Origin of the sequence: Promicromonospora sp. NPDC050262 (assembly GCF_040655935.1) — a bacterium.
Lineage (GTDB): Bacteria > Actinomycetota > Actinomycetes > Actinomycetales > Cellulomonadaceae > Promicromonospora.
In genome coordinates this window covers 22405-37732 of record NZ_JBFAKX010000018.1, presented here as the reverse complement: position 1 = coordinate 37732, position 15328 = coordinate 22405, and the positions used below count along the sequence as shown (strand labels likewise).

At 69.7% G+C, this 15328-nt stretch carries 12 protein-coding genes; 2 read left to right on the top strand and 10 right to left on the bottom strand.

Going from position 1 to position 15328, the window contains the following annotated elements; genetic code table 11:
- Positions 1-45: 45 nt before the first annotated feature.
- Positions 46-2811 (top strand): valine--tRNA ligase, encoded by a 2766-nt coding sequence (valS, locus tag AB0I29_RS22480; RefSeq protein ID WP_357485964.1) that lies wholly within the window; start codon positions 46-48, stop codon positions 2809-2811.
- A gap of 74 nt (positions 2812-2885) precedes the next feature.
- On the opposite strand, the gene AB0I29_RS22475 is transcribed toward valS, so the two are convergent.
- The 3 genes from AB0I29_RS22475 to AB0I29_RS22465 all read right to left on the bottom strand — a co-directional run bounded on the left by AB0I29_RS22475 (position 2886) and on the right by AB0I29_RS22465 (position 5294).
- The gene (locus AB0I29_RS22475) at positions 2886-3392 is read right to left on the bottom strand and encodes a DUF1877 family protein (protein WP_285105254.1); all 507 of its coding nucleotides are present in this window, start codon (positions 3390-3392) and stop codon (positions 2886-2888) included.
- 174 nt (positions 3393-3566) lie between these two features.
- On the bottom strand, positions 3567-4745 hold the full coding sequence (locus AB0I29_RS22470; RefSeq protein WP_357485962.1) for a Vms1/Ankzf1 family peptidyl-tRNA hydrolase: 1179 nt from the start codon (positions 4743-4745) through the stop codon (positions 3567-3569).
- A gap of 201 nt (positions 4746-4946) precedes the next feature.
- Positions 4947-5294: a chorismate mutase gene (locus AB0I29_RS22465; protein ID WP_285105256.1), complete on the bottom strand. Its 348-nt coding sequence runs from the start codon at positions 5292-5294 to the stop codon at positions 4947-4949.
- A gap of 150 nt (positions 5295-5444) precedes the next feature.
- Between AB0I29_RS22465 and AB0I29_RS22460 the strand changes: the two genes are divergently transcribed.
- On the top strand, positions 5445-7277 hold the full coding sequence (locus AB0I29_RS22460; RefSeq protein WP_357485959.1) for an AMP-dependent synthetase/ligase: 1833 nt from the start codon (positions 5445-5447) through the stop codon (positions 7275-7277).
- 129 nt (positions 7278-7406) lie between these two features.
- On the opposite strand, the gene clpX is transcribed toward AB0I29_RS22460, so the two are convergent.
- From clpX to AB0I29_RS22425, 7 genes are all read right to left on the bottom strand, one after another.
- The gene (gene clpX, locus AB0I29_RS22455; protein ID WP_285105259.1) at positions 7407-8696 is read right to left on the bottom strand and encodes an ATP-dependent Clp protease ATP-binding subunit ClpX; all 1290 of its coding nucleotides are present in this window, start codon (positions 8694-8696) and stop codon (positions 7407-7409) included.
- A 289-nt stretch (positions 8697-8985) separates the two neighbouring features.
- Complete coding sequence (locus AB0I29_RS22450; protein WP_285105261.1) at positions 8986-9699, bottom strand: ATP-dependent Clp protease proteolytic subunit; 714 nt, start codon at positions 9697-9699, stop codon at positions 8986-8988.
- A gap of 43 nt (positions 9700-9742) precedes the next feature.
- Positions 9743-10354 (bottom strand): ATP-dependent Clp protease proteolytic subunit, encoded by a 612-nt coding sequence (locus tag AB0I29_RS22445; RefSeq protein ID WP_285105319.1) that lies wholly within the window; start codon positions 10352-10354, stop codon positions 9743-9745.
- A gap of 255 nt (positions 10355-10609) precedes the next feature.
- Positions 10610-11998 (bottom strand): trigger factor, encoded by a 1389-nt coding sequence (tig, locus tag AB0I29_RS22440; protein WP_285105263.1) that lies wholly within the window; start codon positions 11996-11998, stop codon positions 10610-10612.
- 254 nt (positions 11999-12252) lie between these two features.
- Positions 12253-13062, bottom strand: coding sequence for a carbohydrate ABC transporter permease (locus AB0I29_RS22435; protein ID WP_285105265.1), 810 nt, complete (start codon positions 13060-13062; stop codon positions 12253-12255).
- Positions 13059-13982 carry a sugar ABC transporter permease gene (locus tag AB0I29_RS22430; RefSeq protein ID WP_357485955.1) on the bottom strand — a complete coding sequence of 308 codons (924 nt, stop codon included), beginning with the start codon at positions 13980-13982 and terminating at the stop codon, positions 13059-13061. Before AB0I29_RS22430 ends, AB0I29_RS22435 begins: the two co-directional genes overlap by 4 nt.
- Positions 13979-15283: an extracellular solute-binding protein gene (locus AB0I29_RS22425; RefSeq protein WP_357485953.1), complete on the bottom strand. Its 1305-nt coding sequence runs from the start codon at positions 15281-15283 to the stop codon at positions 13979-13981. The genes AB0I29_RS22430 and AB0I29_RS22425 overlap by 4 nt, the downstream gene beginning before the upstream one ends.
- Between the last annotated feature and the right edge of the window lie 45 nt (positions 15284-15328).

Here is a 15328-nt window from a genome sequence, read left to right as displayed (position 1 = left end):
GAGAACGTGCGCTTCGGCTTGCTCGAATCTGGGACACTGGTGCGCATGAGCATTCCCGCCTCCACCGGGCCGACGGACCCGGCTGCGACCACTCCCGCACCTGACACGACACCGACCCGGACCGCCACCGCGGTACCGGGCGCCGAGGTCGTACGCGCGGTGGTCAAGGAGGTACCGGACAAGGTCAGCACGGACGGCCTCGAGGTCAAGTTCGACGAGCGCTGGACCGCCGAGCAGACCTTCGCCTTCGACCGCACAAAGACCCGTGCCGAGATCTACTCGATCGACACCCCGCCGCCCACGGCGTCGGGCTCCCTGCACGTGGGGCACGTGTTCAGCTACACGCACACCGACATCGTGGCCCGTTACAAGCGCATGCGCGGCCTCGAGGTCTTCTACCCCATGGGCTGGGACGACAACGGGCTGCCCACCGAGCGCCGCGTGCAGAACTACTACGGCGTGCGCGTCGACCTCTCGCTGCCCTACGACCCCGACTTCACGCCGCCGTTCGAGGGCACCGACAAGAACGTCAAGGCCGCCGACCAGGTCCCGGTCAGCCGGCGCAACTTCGTCGAGCTCTGCGAGCGGCTGACGGCCGAGGACGAGAAGCAGTTCGAGGAGCTCTGGCGGCGCCTCGGCGTCTCCGTGGACTGGGCCCAGACGTACCAGACCATCGGGGACTCCTCGCGCGCCACGGCGCAGCGGGCGTTCGTCCGTAACTTCCAGCGCGGCGAGGCCTACCAGGCCGAGGCCCCGGGCCTGTGGGACGTCACGTTCCAGACCGCCGTGGCCCAGGCCGAGCTGGAGGCCCGCGACTACCCCGGGCACTTCCACAAGGTCGCCTTCCACAAGCCCGACGGCGAGCCCGTCTACATCGAGACCACGCGCCCCGAGCTGATCCCGGCGGCGGTCGCGCTCATCGCCCACCCGGACGACGAGCGCTACCAGCACCTGTTCGGCACCACCGTGACGTCCCCGCTGTTCGGGGTCGAGATCCCGGTCCTGGCGCACCACCTGGCGGAGCCCGACAAGGGCGCCGGCATCGCGATGTGCTGCACCTTCGGTGACCTCACCGACGTGCAGTGGTGGCGCGAGCTGCAGCTTCCGACGCGCTCGATCATCAACCGCGACGGCCGCATCACGCGCGAGCTGCCGGAGTGGCTCACGGGCGGTCCGGGCGCCGAGCTGTTCGAGGCCGAGGTCGCGGGCAAGACGACCTTCAGCGCCCGCAAGGCCATCGTCGAGGCGCTCACCGCGTCGGGCGACATGCCGAGCGAGCCCGTGGCCACCCAGCGCAAGGCCAACTTCTTCGAGAAGGGCGACAAGCCCCTCGAGATCGTGACCTCGCGCCAGTGGTACATCCGCAACGGCGGCCGCGACCAGGAGCTGCGCGAGGAGCTGCTGGCCCGCGGCAAGGAGCTCGACTTCCACCCCGACTTCATGCGGGTGCGCTACCAGAACTGGGTCAACGGTCTCAACGGCGACTGGCTGGTCAGCCGCCAGCGCTTCTTCGGCGTCGCGATCCCGCTCTGGTACCCGGTCGACGCGGCGGGCGAGGTGGACTACGACCACCCGATCGTCCCGGCCGAGGAGGCCCTGCCCGTCGACCCGACGTCGCAGGCGCCCGCGGGCTACACCGAGGAGCAGCGCGGCCAGGCCGGCGGCTTCGTGGGTGACGCGGACGTCATGGACACCTGGGCCACCTCGTCCCTGACCCCGCAGATCGTCGGCGGCTGGGAGCGGGACCAGGACCTCTTCGAGCGCGTGTACCCGATGGACCTGCGCCCCCAGGGCCAGGACATCATCCGTACGTGGCTGTTCTCCACCGTGGTGCGCTCGCACCTGGAGAACAAGGTGCTGCCCTGGAAGAACGCGACGATCAGCGGCTGGATCCTCGACCCGGACCGCAAGAAGATGTCCAAGTCCAAGGGCAACGTCGTCACGCCGATGGACCTGCTCGTCGAGCACGGCTCCGACGCGGTGCGGTACTGGGCGGCCTCAGCCCGCCTGGGTACCGACGCGGCGTTCGAGGTGGGTCAGATGAAGATCGGTCGCCGCCTGGCGATCAAGGTCCTCAACGCCTCGAAGTTCGCGCTGTCGTTCGGCGGCGGCGCGGGCAGCGAGATCGCGCTCGACCCGGCGGCGGTCACGGTCTCCCTGGACCGGTCGATGCTCGCGGGCCTGGCCGGCGTGGTCGAGCAGGCCACGGCGGCCCTGGAGGCCTACGACCACACGCGTGCGCTCGAGCTGACGGAGACGTTCTTCTGGACGTTCTGCGACGACTACCTCGAGCTCGTCAAGGACCGCGCGTACGGCGCCGGCGCCGACGTCGCCGTGGTCTCCCCGGAGACCACCTCGGCCCGCACCGCCCTGGCCATCGCGCTCGACACCATGCTCCGCCTGCTGGCGCCCTACCTCCCGTTCGCCACGGAAGAGGTCTGGTCCTGGTGGCGCGAGGGTTCGGTGCACCGTGCGCCGTGGCCCGTGGCGGAGCCGCTGCGCGCGGCCGGCGGCGACGCCGACCCGGCCGACCTCGCTGCCGCCGGGCACGCGCTCGCCGCGCTGCGCAAGGTGAAGTCCGAGGCCAAGGCCTCGATGCGCACGCCCATCGTGGCGGCGTCGCTGGCCGTCCCGGCCGGCTCGCTGACGGCGGTCGAGACCGCGGTCGAGGACGTCAAGGCCGCCGGCCGCGTCACCGGCCCGCTCGACCTGGTCGCCGCCGCGGAGGGCCAGGGCGACCCGGCCGTCCAGGGCGGGATCGTCGTCACCTCCAGCGAGCTGGGCGAGGCCCCGCCGCGCAACAAGGGCTGAAGCTCGGGCAGACAGACCGGGGGCGGGACGCTGACCAGCGTCCCGCCCCCGGTCTTTTCCACGACCGTTGTGGCTCAGTTGAGCATCAGCACCACCGCGTCGCCCGCCTCGGCAGCGGCACCGTAGAACGCGGCCAGCTCGCCGTACGCGACGGCCAGGCGCTCGTGATCGGTCTCCGCGGCGTGCTCGCCCGGGTCCGGGCACACGTCCTCGTCGCACACGTGGTCGGCCACGGCCAGCGGAGCCAGCGTGTCGAACGACGTGCCCACCAGGAATGCGGCCGCCTTCTCCACCTCCTCCGGGCCGAGATAGCGCACCGGCGTGATCCCGTCGGTGGAAGCCAAAGCCGCACCGCCCTGCACCGGGTCGACGGGCATGCCGCCGTGCACCCGGAGCACCGTGTGGAGCGGACCCCACACGGTGCCGATGCTGAAGTACCTGGCCTCCTGTGCCGGAAGATCCACCTCCACCCATTCGCCGGCGAGCTCGTCGATGTGCTCCAGCGCCCAGGTCAGATCTGTCCGTGCCTTGTCGAAGTCGTCGGCGGCAAGCCGCGCGTACTCACAATGAATCATCCCCATGGCCCGAGACCGTACCGATAATGCGTTTCCGTGTGTATGGGCAAAACGGACACATTCCGGCGCAACAATTTCTCATACGCGGTAAATCGGAAATTCCATCCAGTCTGGCGCCCGTTCTGAGCGCCTTTTGTCCGATCAACCGGCCGAGAATTCACATCGAATTCACGTGGGAGGTCAGTGCAGCCGACGATCGTCGCCGGACATGCTCGCCACCACCTCGGTGGGCGTCCCGTCGTCCCGCCAGCGCAGGGTCGCACCGACGCCGTCCATGAGCTCCACCGAACCCTCGGGCGCGAACGTCAGACCGGCGTCCTGACCGACTGCCGCCCGCACGAGCGCGACCGTGGCGGGCAGCTCCTCCAGCCGCTCCGTCACCCCCATCGCCTCGAGGTCGGACCGGTCGCCGGCGATGTGCATCGGGTCAGGGCCGATCCACAGCTTGCGCCCGTTCATGGGCCCGGGGCCCGTGCCGTACTCCTCCGCGAGCACGAGCTCCTTGACCTGCCCGCGCGCGAGCACCGCCACGACGTCGTCCACCGAGGTCACGGCGTTCGACTCCCGGCCGAGCTCCTGACGCAGCTCCGCCAGCACACGCTCGCGCCGCCGCTCCCGGTACGAGTCCAGGACGTCGGAGACCCGCTCGGCGAAGGCACCCTCGTGCACCCCGCCGCCGCGCCCGCCGCCGGGCACCTCGACCAGCTTGTCGGCCGTCGGCGCGGTCAGTGCGGCCCGGGTGAGCGAGACCGCCCGCTTGTCCCCGGTGAGCAGCACCAGCTCCGGGTCGGACTCCGCCACGTGCCGTTCGATCTCGGCCGCCACGGCGGCGGCGTTGCGCTCCCAGGAGTCCTCGGCACGGGACTCGATCCGCGCCCGCTTGATCCCCGAGGAGCTGGTCTTCTCGATCTCGTCGTGCGGCGCCTGGAAGGTGCTGTGCACCTTGGCGTCCGGCCCCGCGCGAAGAAAGTCCGCGCCCGCCCGGTCCACCGTCACCTTGAGCACCTCTACCGACTCGTCGGCGGCCAGGGCCGCCTGCAACAGGGCCGGCACCGCCTCCCAGGAACCGGAGCTCGCAGTCGGCGGGTTGTTCACCACGCGGTCCACCAGCACGCCCGTCTCGTCGGCGATGACGACCCGGCCGTGCGGTCCCGGGACCCTCGTGGGTCGCAGCACCACCTCTTCGATCGCGTCCAGCACGGCGTCCGGGGTGTTCTGCTGCGCCAGGTCCCTGCGCACGGCGTTCCAGCGCCCGCCGACGTCGCGGTCGGCGGCGTGCTCCGACGGCGTCGCGTCGAGGCACAGGGTGGCGAACGGTCCCGGGTGGCCGAGGAGGGGTTTGAGCCAATCGATCTTCATGAACACCTCCGCATCACCCGCCGAGGTCGAGGCGATGCCCTACCGCATGACCTCGCCCCGGCGTTGACTCCAGGAAACGACGGATCCCGGGCACACGCCACCCCTGTGGGGGAAATTTCCGTGACCTGTACAGGAGATATTCCCACCCGACGTTTGCCCAGCGCTCGGAGAGGGCAAAAGAGCGTCAGGCACAGGTCACCTTCAAGCGTAGGTGTCGACCTCGGGCAGGTTGTCGCCCTTGTGCTGCGCGGCGATCAGCTCGTGGTGGCGGATCACCTCGCTCACGATGAACTGGCGGAACTGCTCGGCGAACTCGGGGTCCAGGCCGGACTCCTCGGCGATGCTCGTGAGCCGGGCGATCTGCTCCTGCTCACGGGCCGGGTCCGCCGGGGGCAGCCCGCCGACCGCCTTGAGCTCCCCCACCCGACGCGTCACCCGGAACCGCTCGGCGAGCAGGTAGACCAGCGCCGCGTCGATGTTGTCGATGCTCCCGCGGAGCCGGATGATCTCGGACGGCACCGGAGCGCTGGTCGGTTCGTTGTCAGACACAAGAAGAGGCTAACCGCCCGTGACCGCCCCGGGCGAAAGGCTGTTCCGACCTGAGACGGGGATCCGCTACAGTCTGCCGAGCAGGCCGCAACTTGGTGAAGGCCCGGTACTGGGGCTTCACCTCTTCAAGACTTCAACGGAGAGCAGCACATGACACTTGCCACGTCGCCGGCATGGGTGGAGGTGCCGGCGGGCACCAGCATCAACACGATCCTCGCGGACCGCGTGGCCCGCTCCGGAGACGAGGCGCTCATCGAGCGGCGTGACGCACCAGACGGCCCGTGGATCAAGGTGTCGGCCAGCCAGTTCGAGGACGAGGTGCTCGCCGTCGCCCGCGGCCTGGTGGCGCGCGGCATCAAGACCGGCGACCGCGTCGCGATCATGTCGCGCACCCGGTACGAGTGGACGCTCCTCGACTTCGCCATCTGGGCCGCCGGCGCCGTCGCCGTGCCGGTCTACGAGACCTCGTCGGCCGAGCAGGTCCAGTGGATCCTGTCCGACGCCGACGTGCGGCTCATCGTGGTCGAGTCCGCCGCGCACGCCGAGACGGTCAAGCAGGTGCGGCCCAGCCTGCCCGGGCTCGAGGACATCCTGCTGATCGACGAGGGCGCCGTGCTCGACCTGCGCAAGGCCGGCACCAACCTCTCCGCCGGCATCGTGGCCGAGCGACGCGACGCCGTCCGGCGCGACGACCTGGCGACCATCATCTACACCTCCGGGTCCACCGGACGCCCCAAGGGCGTCGAGCTCACGCACGGCAACTTCGCGCACCTGACCCTGAACGCCGCCGCCGGCATCCCGGAGCTGCTCAGCGCGGAGAACGCGCGCACGCTCCTGTTCCTCCCGCTGGCGCACGTGTTCGCGCGCTTCGTCGAGGTCGCGACCATCGCCGGCCAGGCCGTGCTGGGCCACGCCCCGGACATCAAGAACCTGGTGGCCGACCTGGGCTCGTTCCGCCCGACGTACCTCCTGGCCGTGCCGCGCGTGTTCGAGAAGGTCTACAACAGCGCTGAGCAGAAGGCGTCGTCCGGCCTCAAGGCGAAGATCTTCGCCTGGTCCGCGCGCGTCGCCGAGGACTACTCGCGAGCCCTGGACGTGCCCGAGGGCCCGGGCCGCACGCTCAAGGTCAAGCACGCGATCGCCGACCGGCTGGTGTTCAGCAAGCTCAAGGCCACCATGGGCGGGCAGCTCAGCTGGGCCGTCTCCGGCGGCGCGCCGCTGGGCGAGCGCCTGGGCCACTTCTTCCGCGGCGCGTGCGTGACCATCCTCGAGGGCTACGGCCTCACGGAGTCCACCGCCCCGACGGCGGTGAACCTGCCCGGGAAGATCGTCATGGGCTCGGTGGGCCCGGCCTTCTTCGGCACGGGCATCCGCATCGCCGACGACGGCGAGGTGCTGCTGAGCGGACCGCACATCTTCCGCGGCTACCGCAACCAGCCTGAGCTGACCGCCGAGGCCCTCGTCGACGGCTGGTTCCGCACCGGCGACCTCGGCCGCCTCGACGAGCACGGCCACCTGCACATCACGGGGCGCAAGAAGGAGATCATCGTGACCGCCGGCGGCAAGAACGTCGCGCCGGCCGTGCTCGAGGATCGAATGCGGGCGCACCCGATCGTGAGCCAGGTCGTGGTGGTCGGCGACCAGCGCCCGTTCATCGGCGCCCTCGTCACGCTCGACGCCGAGATGCTGCCCGGCTGGTGCGCCGCGAACGGCCTGCCCAAGCTGTCGGTGGCCGACGCCCGCGTGCACCCGAAGGTGCTCGCCGAGCTCGACAAGGTGGTCGCACAGGCGAACGAGGCGGTCTCCAAGGCCGAGTCGATCCGCAAGATCACGGTGCTCGACCTCGACTTCACCGAGGCCAACGGGTACCTCACACCGTCCATCAAGGTGAAGCGGGCCAAGGTGCTCGCCGACTTCGCAGGAACCGTCGACGCGCTGTACGGCGCCCCGGTGCCGAACGCGCAGCCGGCCGCCACGCGCTGACCTCGACCCCACCGCGAACCACGCGGCCCGCTGACGACAGCCCGCGGACGACAGAGAGCCGGAGCACACCCACAGGGTGCGCTCCGGCTCTTCGTATGCCGCTCTCCGGCCCGCGGAGCGGGCGAGGGGCTACGCGCTCTTCTCGCGGGGCTGACGGCCCCGCACGGGGCTCTTGCGGGGCACCACGGTCGGGTTCACGTTGTCGAGCACCACGGAGCGGGTGATGACCACGCGCTCGACGTCGTCGCGACTCGGCACGTCGAACATGACCTGCTGGAGCACCTCCTCGAGGATCGCCCGCAGGCCGCGTGCGCCGGTGCCGCGGAGCAGGGCCTGCTCGGCGATGGCCTCGACGGCCGGCTCGTCGAACTCGAGCTCCACGCCGTCGATCTCGAACATGCGCTTGTACTGCTTCACGAGCGCGTTCTTGGGCTCCGTCAGGATCCGCACCAGGGCGTCGCGGTCGAGCGACGAGACGGAGGCGATGACGGGCAGGCGGCCGATGAACTCGGGGATCAGCCCGTACTTCTGCAGGTCCTCGGGCCGCACCTCGGCGAAGAGGTCCTCGTCCCGGGCGATGGACTCCATGGGGGCGCTGAACCCGATGCCGCGCTTGCGGGATCGGGCCGCGACGATGTCGTCCAGCCCCGCGAACGCGCCGGCCACGATGAACAGCACGTTCGTCGTGTCGATCTGGATGAACTCCTGGTGCGGGTGCTTGCGCCCACCCTGCGGGGGCACCGAGGCCGTGGTGCCCTCGATGATCTTCAGGAGCGCCTGTTGCACGCCCTCGCCGGAGACGTCACGCGTGATCGACGGGTTCTCGGCCTTGCGGGCCACCTTGTCGACCTCGTCGATGTAGATGATGCCCGTCTCGGCCTTCTTGACGTCGTAGTCCGCGGCCTGGATGAGCTTGAGCAGGATGTTCTCGACGTCCTCGCCCACGTAGCCGGCCTCGGTGAGGGCGGTCGCGTCGGCGATGGCGAACGGGACGTTCAGCATCTTGGCGAGCGTCTGCGCCAGATAGGTCTTGCCGGTGCCGGTGGGGCCGATGAGCAGGATGTTCGACTTGGCGATCTCCACCGGGTCCTGGTCGTCGGGGCTGATGGAACGCCCCGCCTCGCCGGCCTGGATCCGCTTGTAGTGGTTGTAGACGGCAACGGCCAGGGCGCGCTTGGCGGGGTCCTGGCCGATGATGTACTGCTCGAGGAAGTCGAAGATCTCGCGGGGCTTGGGCAACTCTGTCAGACCGAGCTCCGCAGCCTCACCGAGCTCTTCCTCGATGATCTCGTTGCACAGCTCGATGCACTCGTCGCAGATGTAGACGCCGGGTCCGGCGATCAGCTTCTTCACCTGCTTCTGCGACTTGCCACAGAAGTTGCACTTCAGCAGTTCCGCGCCGTCACCGATTCGCGCCACTACCTGTCTCCTCGCCTTGTGCACCCTCGCGGAGTCCTGCACGGGCCGGCTGGCCCAGCAGATCCGCGACGTCGAGCGGTCTCAGATCCATTCCACACCACCGGTGGCCTGTTGTCAGCCGGGCGGCCCGGCGGGTCGCCTGACCGATTTTCACCAGATCATGACAATTTTGTCAGATTCTGCGCGGCGTGTCCCACAATGCCCGACGCCGGGGCGGATCGTCCACCGGTATTGGTGGCACGGCCCCGGCGTCGGACGCCTGCGGTCCGGGCGGACCAGACCGGAGCGGTCAGTTCGTCACGACCGCGACGGGCTTGCGCGACTCGAGCACCTCGTCGACCAGGCCGTACTCCTTGGCCTGGGCGGCGGTCAGGATCTTGTCGCGCTCGATGTCGTCACGCACCTGCTCCTGCGTCTTGCCGCTGTGCGTCGCGAGCGTCAGCTCGAGCCACTCGCGCATGCGGATCAGCTCGTTCGCGTGGATCTCGATGTCCGAGGCCTGCGCGTAGCCGCCACCCTCCATCGCGGGCTGGTGGATCAGCACGCGGGAGTTCGGCAGCGCGAGACGCTTGCCCGGCTGGCCGGCGGCCAGCAGGACGGCCGCGGCCGACGCCGCCTGGCCCAGGCACACGGTCTGGATCTGCGGCTTGATGAACTGCATGGTGTCGTACAGCGCCGTCATGGCCGTGAACGAGCCACCCGGCGAGTTGATGTACATCATCACGTCGCGGTCCGGGTCCTGGGTCTCCAGGACCAGGAGCTGGGCCATGACGTCGTCCGCGGACGCGTCGTCGACCTGGACGCCCAGGAAGATGATGCGGTCCTCGAACAGCTTGGTGTACGGGTCCTGGCGCTTGAAGCCGTACGCGGTGCGCTCCTCGAACTGCGGGAGCACGTAGCGTGCGGACGGCATGGCGCCGGCGGTTGCAAAAGGCATCCGCGCACCCGAACGGGCGCCGGCAAGGCGCTCTGCGGCTGCGACGAATTGGGCTTCAGGACTCACGGTCATCTCCTCTTGAGAAAGCTCTTGATGCGTTTCCGGGCGGTCAGCTGTTCATGCCGCCGCCGCCGGCCAGCGCAGCGGTCTCGACGACGTGGTCGACGAAGCCGTACTCCAGTGCCTCGGAGGCCGTGAACCAGTTGTCGCGGTCGTTGTCCTTGATGATCGTCTCGAGCGACTGACCGGTCTGCTCGGCGGTCAGCTCGGCGAGCACCTTCTTCATGTGCATGATGAGCTGCGCCCCGATCCGCACGTCGGTGGCCGTACCACCGATGCCGCCGGACGGCTGGTGCATCAGCACGCGGGCGTGCGGCGTGATGTACCGCTTGCCCTTGGTGCCGGAGGACAGCAGGAACTGCCCCATGGAGGCGGCCATGCCCATCGCGACCGTCGCCACGTCGGGCTTGATGAACTGCATGGTGTCGTAGATCGCCATGCCGGCCGTGATGGAGCCGCCGGGCGAGTTGATGTAAAGCCAGATGTCCTTGTCGGGGTCCTCGGCCGCGAGAAGCATCATCTGCGCGCTGATCGCGTTCGCGTTCTCGTCGCGCACCTCCGACCCCAGCCAGATGATGCGCTCCTTGAGCAGCCGGTTGTAGATGGAGTCGTTGAGCCCGAAGCCAGCACCCTCCGTCCGCGCTACCGGCCCAGCATCCATCCGCAGCAGATCGTTCACGTCCATCTCCTCGGTTCTGACTCTCGTCTGTGGACCACGTCCTAAGACGTCGTGTCGCTCGACCCTAACGTGCCTCCGGCCGCCAGAACTCCCGATTCGACGGCCGTTTCGCCTACAGCGCACCGGTGCTGCCCACGGCGAAGGCAGGGGGAACGCGGACGGCGGTCCGCACCCTCGCGCGAAGGGTGCGGACCGCCGTCGGACGTCCTGCTCCGGCCCTGCCGGGCCGGGGGTGCGTCAGGCCTTCGCGGTCTCCGACGCCTCGGGCGCCGAACCCTCGGGCGCCTCGGCGTCAGCGGCCTCCTGGGCCTGCGCCACGGCGTCGCTCAGGGCGGCCTGGGCCTCGTCGGCCTCGTCCGAGCCGATGAACTCGCTCAGGTCCACGACGTTGCCGTCGGAGTCCTTGACCTCGATCTGGCGCAGCGCGACGGCGAGGGCCTTCGAGCGGGCGACCTCGCCGACCATGGCGGGGATCTGACCGCCCTGCTCGAGGGTCTTGATGAACTCGCTCGGCTCCATGCCGTACTGCTGCGAGGCGCTCACCAGGTACTCGACGAGCTCGCCCTGGCTCACCTGCACCTTGAGCTTCTCGGCGAGGGTGTCGAGCAGGATCTGGTTCTTGATCGCCTTGGTCGCGTCCTCCGTGACCTCGGCGCGGTGCTCGTCGTCCTCCAGGCGGCTCTCGGACTCGAGGTGACGGTGCACCTCGGCCTCGACCACGCCGGACGGCACGGGGACCTCGACGGTCTCCAGGAGCTTCTCCATGAGGGCGTCCCGCGCGGTGACGGCCTGGTTGGAGGTCTTGATGCCGGCGACCTGGCTCTTCAGGTCGTCCTTCAGCTCCTCCAGCGTGTCGAACTCCGAGGCGAGCTGGGCGAAGTCGTCGTCCACCTCGGGCAGGTCGCGCTGCTTGACCGACGTCGCGGTGACGGTCACGTCGGCGTCCTGGCCCTCGTGCTCGCCGCCGGCGAGCGGCGCCTTGAAGGTGGTGGTCTCGCCACCGGACAGGCCGGTCAGGGCCTCGTCGAGCCCCTCGAGCATGTTGCCGGAGCCGATCTGGTACGAGACGCCTGACACGGAGTCGACCTCCTCGTCACCGATGACGGCCTTGAGGTCGATGACGACGTAGTCGCCCTCGACGGCCGGGCGGTCCACGCCCACCAGGGTGCCGAAGCGCTCGCGCAGGGCGTCCAGGCGCTCGGTGACGTCCTCGTCGGTCACCTCGGTGGAGTCGACGGTCAGCTCGACGTCGGAGAGCTCGGGGAGCTCGATCTCGGGGCGCACCTCGACCTCGGCCGTGAACTTCAGCTGGCCCTCGCCGGCCTTGGCCGGGACCTCGGTCACGTCGACCTCGGGCTGGGCGAGCGGACGCAGGTCGGTCTCGCCGAGCGCGTCACGGTAGAAACCGGAGAGCCCGTCGTTCACGGCGTGCTCGATCACGGCGCCCCAGCCGACCCGCTGCTCGATGATGCGCGGGGGAACCTTGCCCTTGCGGAACCCGGGGACGTTCACCTGCTCCGCGATGTGCTCGTAGGCGTGATCGATGCTCGGCTTGAGCTCGTCGTAGTCCACCTCGACGGTCAGCTTGACCTTGGTGGGCTCCAAGGTCTCGACGGCGCTCTTCACTTCGATGGTCTCCAGAATGTCGGGGGTGCGCGCACGCCGGCGTACTGCGTCCCGGGTGGCGCGGGGATGCTCTGCTTCAGTTGCGGCTGCTCGCTGGCAGCGACGTACGACAGGCGCACGGGCAACCCGTCAATAGTACGCCTCACGACCACAGGCGCCGAATGCTGGCCGGTGGCGTGCCGCACACCTCCAGCCTCCCACAGCCGGACGCCTGCGCCACCGATGTCAGCCGAGAGCGCAAGCCGCGCGCGCCGTCACCGGCCCATGCCGGCGGTGAGGCCCGCGACGATCTGCCGCGTCGCCACGAGGAACAGCACCACCAGCGGGAGGGTCGCGATGACCAGGCCGGCGAACAGCGTGGACCACGACGTCTGGTACTCCCCGAAGAACGTGGTCAGGCCCACGGGCAGCGTGTACTGCGTCCGGTCGCGCACGAGGATCAGCGGGTAGAAGAAGTCGTTCCAGATGGGCACGAAGCGGAAGACCACCACGGTGGCGACCGCGGGCCGCACAAGCGGCAGCAGCACCGACCAGAACGTGCGCAGGGGGCCGGCGCCGTCGATCCGGGCAGCGTCCTCCAGCTCGTCCGGGAGCTGGCGCAGGAACGTGGCCAGCACGAACACCGAGAACGGGATCGAGACGGCCGAGTAGACCAGGATCAGCCCGGTCCGGGTCGACGCGAGGCCGATCGTGTCCAGCAGGTAGAAGATCGGCACGATCATGAGGAACACGGGCATCATCAGGCCCGAGACGAAGACCTGCTCGATCACGGCCATCAGGCGTGAGCGCGACCGCGCCAGGGCGTACGCGGCCAGCAGCGAGACCGCCGTCGACAGCACCACCGACACCGTGGTGACCAGCACCGAGTTGACGAAGTAGGTGGAGAACGACGCCTCGACCCACGCCTCGCGGTACGCGTCCAGGGACGGGCTGTGCGGCAGGCCGAGCGGCTCCACCACCAGCTCCTGATCGGTCCGGAACGAGTTCCACACCATGACCAGCAGGGGCAGCAGCGCGACGGCGGCGTAGCCCCACAGCAACGTGCCGACCGCGGCCCGCCTCACGTCAGCCGCCGTTCGACGCGACGGAACCAGCGCGTGAACGCGACCGAGACCCCGACGATCACGACGAACAGCACGATAGCCACCGCCGACGAGATGCCGATGGCGTTGGACGCCCCCGAGTGGAACGCCGTGCGGTAGAAGAGGAGCGACATGACGTCGGTGGCGCCGGCCGGGCTGCCGCTGGACCCACCCAGGGCGTACGGGATCGGGAACGCCTCCATGGAGAAGATGAACGTCAGCACGCTCACCGTGCCGATCACCGGCGTCAGGAGGGGCAGCGTCACGTGCCAGAAGCGCTGGCGGGAGCTCGCGCCGTCGAGCATCGCGGCCTCCTCCAGCGTCGGGTCGAGCGCGCCGAGGGCCGCGCCGTAGACCAGGAGCGGGAACCCGACCCACTGCCAGGCGGTCACCAGGACCACCACCCACAGGGCGGTGTCGGGGTCGCCCAGCCAGGGCTGGGCCACCGCGTCGAGGCCGACGGCGCGCAGGGCGGCGTTGACCGGGCCGAACAGCGGCGAGAGCAGCAACGACCAGAGGTAGCCGACCACCAGCGGCGAGACCAGGTACGGCATCGTGTACAGCACCTGGAACAGGCGCCGCAGCCGGCCGCGCCGGTGCAGCACGTACGCCAGCAGGAGGCCCAGCGAGTTCTGCACCACCATGGCCCCGGCGAACAGGAGCGCGTTGTGCCCGAACGCGCGCGGGAGCTGGGTGGCGTACGGCTCGGTGGTGAACAGCGCGACGAAGTTGTCCAGCCCCACGAACGCGTCCTGCGCGGTGCCGCGCCAGGAGAACAGCGAGTAGGTCAGCGCCGTGGCCATCGGGTAGAGCACGAGGACGGCGAACAGCGCCGCGGCGGGCAGGATGAAGAGCAGTGCGACCGGCGTGGGCAGTGCCGCGGCTCGACGGCGACGGCTCACTCGCCCGGCGTCCACCAGGCCGACAGGCCGTCCTGGATCACGTCGGCGGCACCCTCGGCGTCGGTGTCGCCGAGAAAGAGCTTCTGCCCCGCCTCACCCATCAGGTCCGTGCCCACGGGGTCGCCGTAGCGGTAGTCCACGAGCAGCAGGTACGGCGCGGGGTTCTCCTGGTACAGGTCCCACATCTCCTGCTGCAGCGGGTCGGAGAACTCGACGCCGGGGATCGGCGAGAACTGCTTGAGCTCGTCGGCCACGAGCTGCCCGAACTCGGGCGTCGCCAGCCAGTTCAGCAGGGTCTCGGCCTCCTCGGGGTGCTCCGTGGTGGCCGACAGGCCCCAGCTCCCGTCCGCGTAGCCGGCGCTGACCGGGTGGTCCAGGGCCGATCCGGGCGGCGGGGGCACCTGGAAGACGCCGAGGTCCAGGTCGGGGTTGGCGTCCTGGAAGAACGCGAGCTCGTACGAGCCGCCGGCGAACATCGCGGCCTGCTCCGAGGTGAACAGCACCTGCGCATCCGTGTACTGCACGCCCGTCACGTCGTCGGGCATGTACTGCTGGAGGTCCTTCAGCGTCTGGATCGAGTCCACGTAGGCCGGGTCGGTGAAGTCCGTCGCGCCGTCGCGCAGGGCCTCCTGGAAGTCGGCGCCGCCGTACTGGGCCGCCGTCAGGGCGTCGTGCACGGTCGGCACGAACCAGCCGTCGCGTGCGCCGACCGCGAGCGGCGTCACGTCGTGCTCCAGGAGCGTGTCGTTCAGCGCGATGAAGTCGTCCCAGGTCTCGGGCTCCTCCAGTCCGTGCTCCTCGAAGATCGCGGTGTTGTAGTAGACCTGGATCGTCTGGCTGGCCAGCGGCACGCCGTAGACGGCGCCGTCCTCACGGCCGCGCGAGCCGTCGAGGATCGCGTCGTCGAAGTCCGCGAGCGCCGGGACGACGTCCTCCAGCGGCTCCAGGTTGCCGCCCTCGACGAGCGGCTGGAGCAGGCCGTAGGAGCGCACCTGCGCGATGTCGGGCCCGTCCGACCCGGTCAGGCCGGTGCGCAGGATCTGGTCGTACTCGGTGTTGAGGTGGGCCTGGAAGTTCACCGTGATGCACGGGTTGGCCTTCTCGAAGACGTCGAAGATCCGCTCGTACGTCTTGAGGTCCTCGGTCCGCCAGGACCAGACGTCCAGCGCCACCGCGTCGCCGTCGCACCCCGCCCCTGCCGCCGCGCCCGGCTCGGGGCTGTCCGCGGACGGCGCACAGGCGCCGAGGGTCAGTGCCACGAGAGCTGCGGCGGCTGTGGCAAGGGTCGTTCGGCGGCTCATGCGCGGGACGCTGCCGGTCGGAGGTCGAGGTGTCAAGCATTTCGA

Excerpts from the sequence above, each read along its gene's own strand:
- valS (WP_357485964.1), top strand. The coding sequence starts at position 46 with ATGAGCATTCCCGCCTCCACCGGGCCGACGGACCCGGCTGCGACCACT.
- AB0I29_RS22475 (WP_285105254.1), bottom strand. The coding sequence starts at position 3,392 with ATGGGGATGATTCATTGTGAGTACGCGCGGCTTGCCGCCGACGACTTC.
- AB0I29_RS22470 (WP_357485962.1), bottom strand. The coding sequence starts at position 4,745 with ATGAAGATCGATTGGCTCAAACCCCTCCTCGGCCACCCGGGACCGTTC.
- AB0I29_RS22460 (WP_357485959.1), top strand. The coding sequence starts at position 5,445 with ATGACACTTGCCACGTCGCCGGCATGGGTGGAGGTGCCGGCGGGCACC.
- AB0I29_RS22445 (WP_285105319.1), bottom strand. The coding sequence starts at position 10,354 with ATGGATGCTGGGCCGGTAGCGCGGACGGAGGGTGCTGGCTTCGGGCTC.
- AB0I29_RS22425 (WP_357485953.1), bottom strand. The coding sequence starts at position 15,283 with ATGAGCCGCCGAACGACCCTTGCCACAGCCGCCGCAGCTCTCGTGGCA.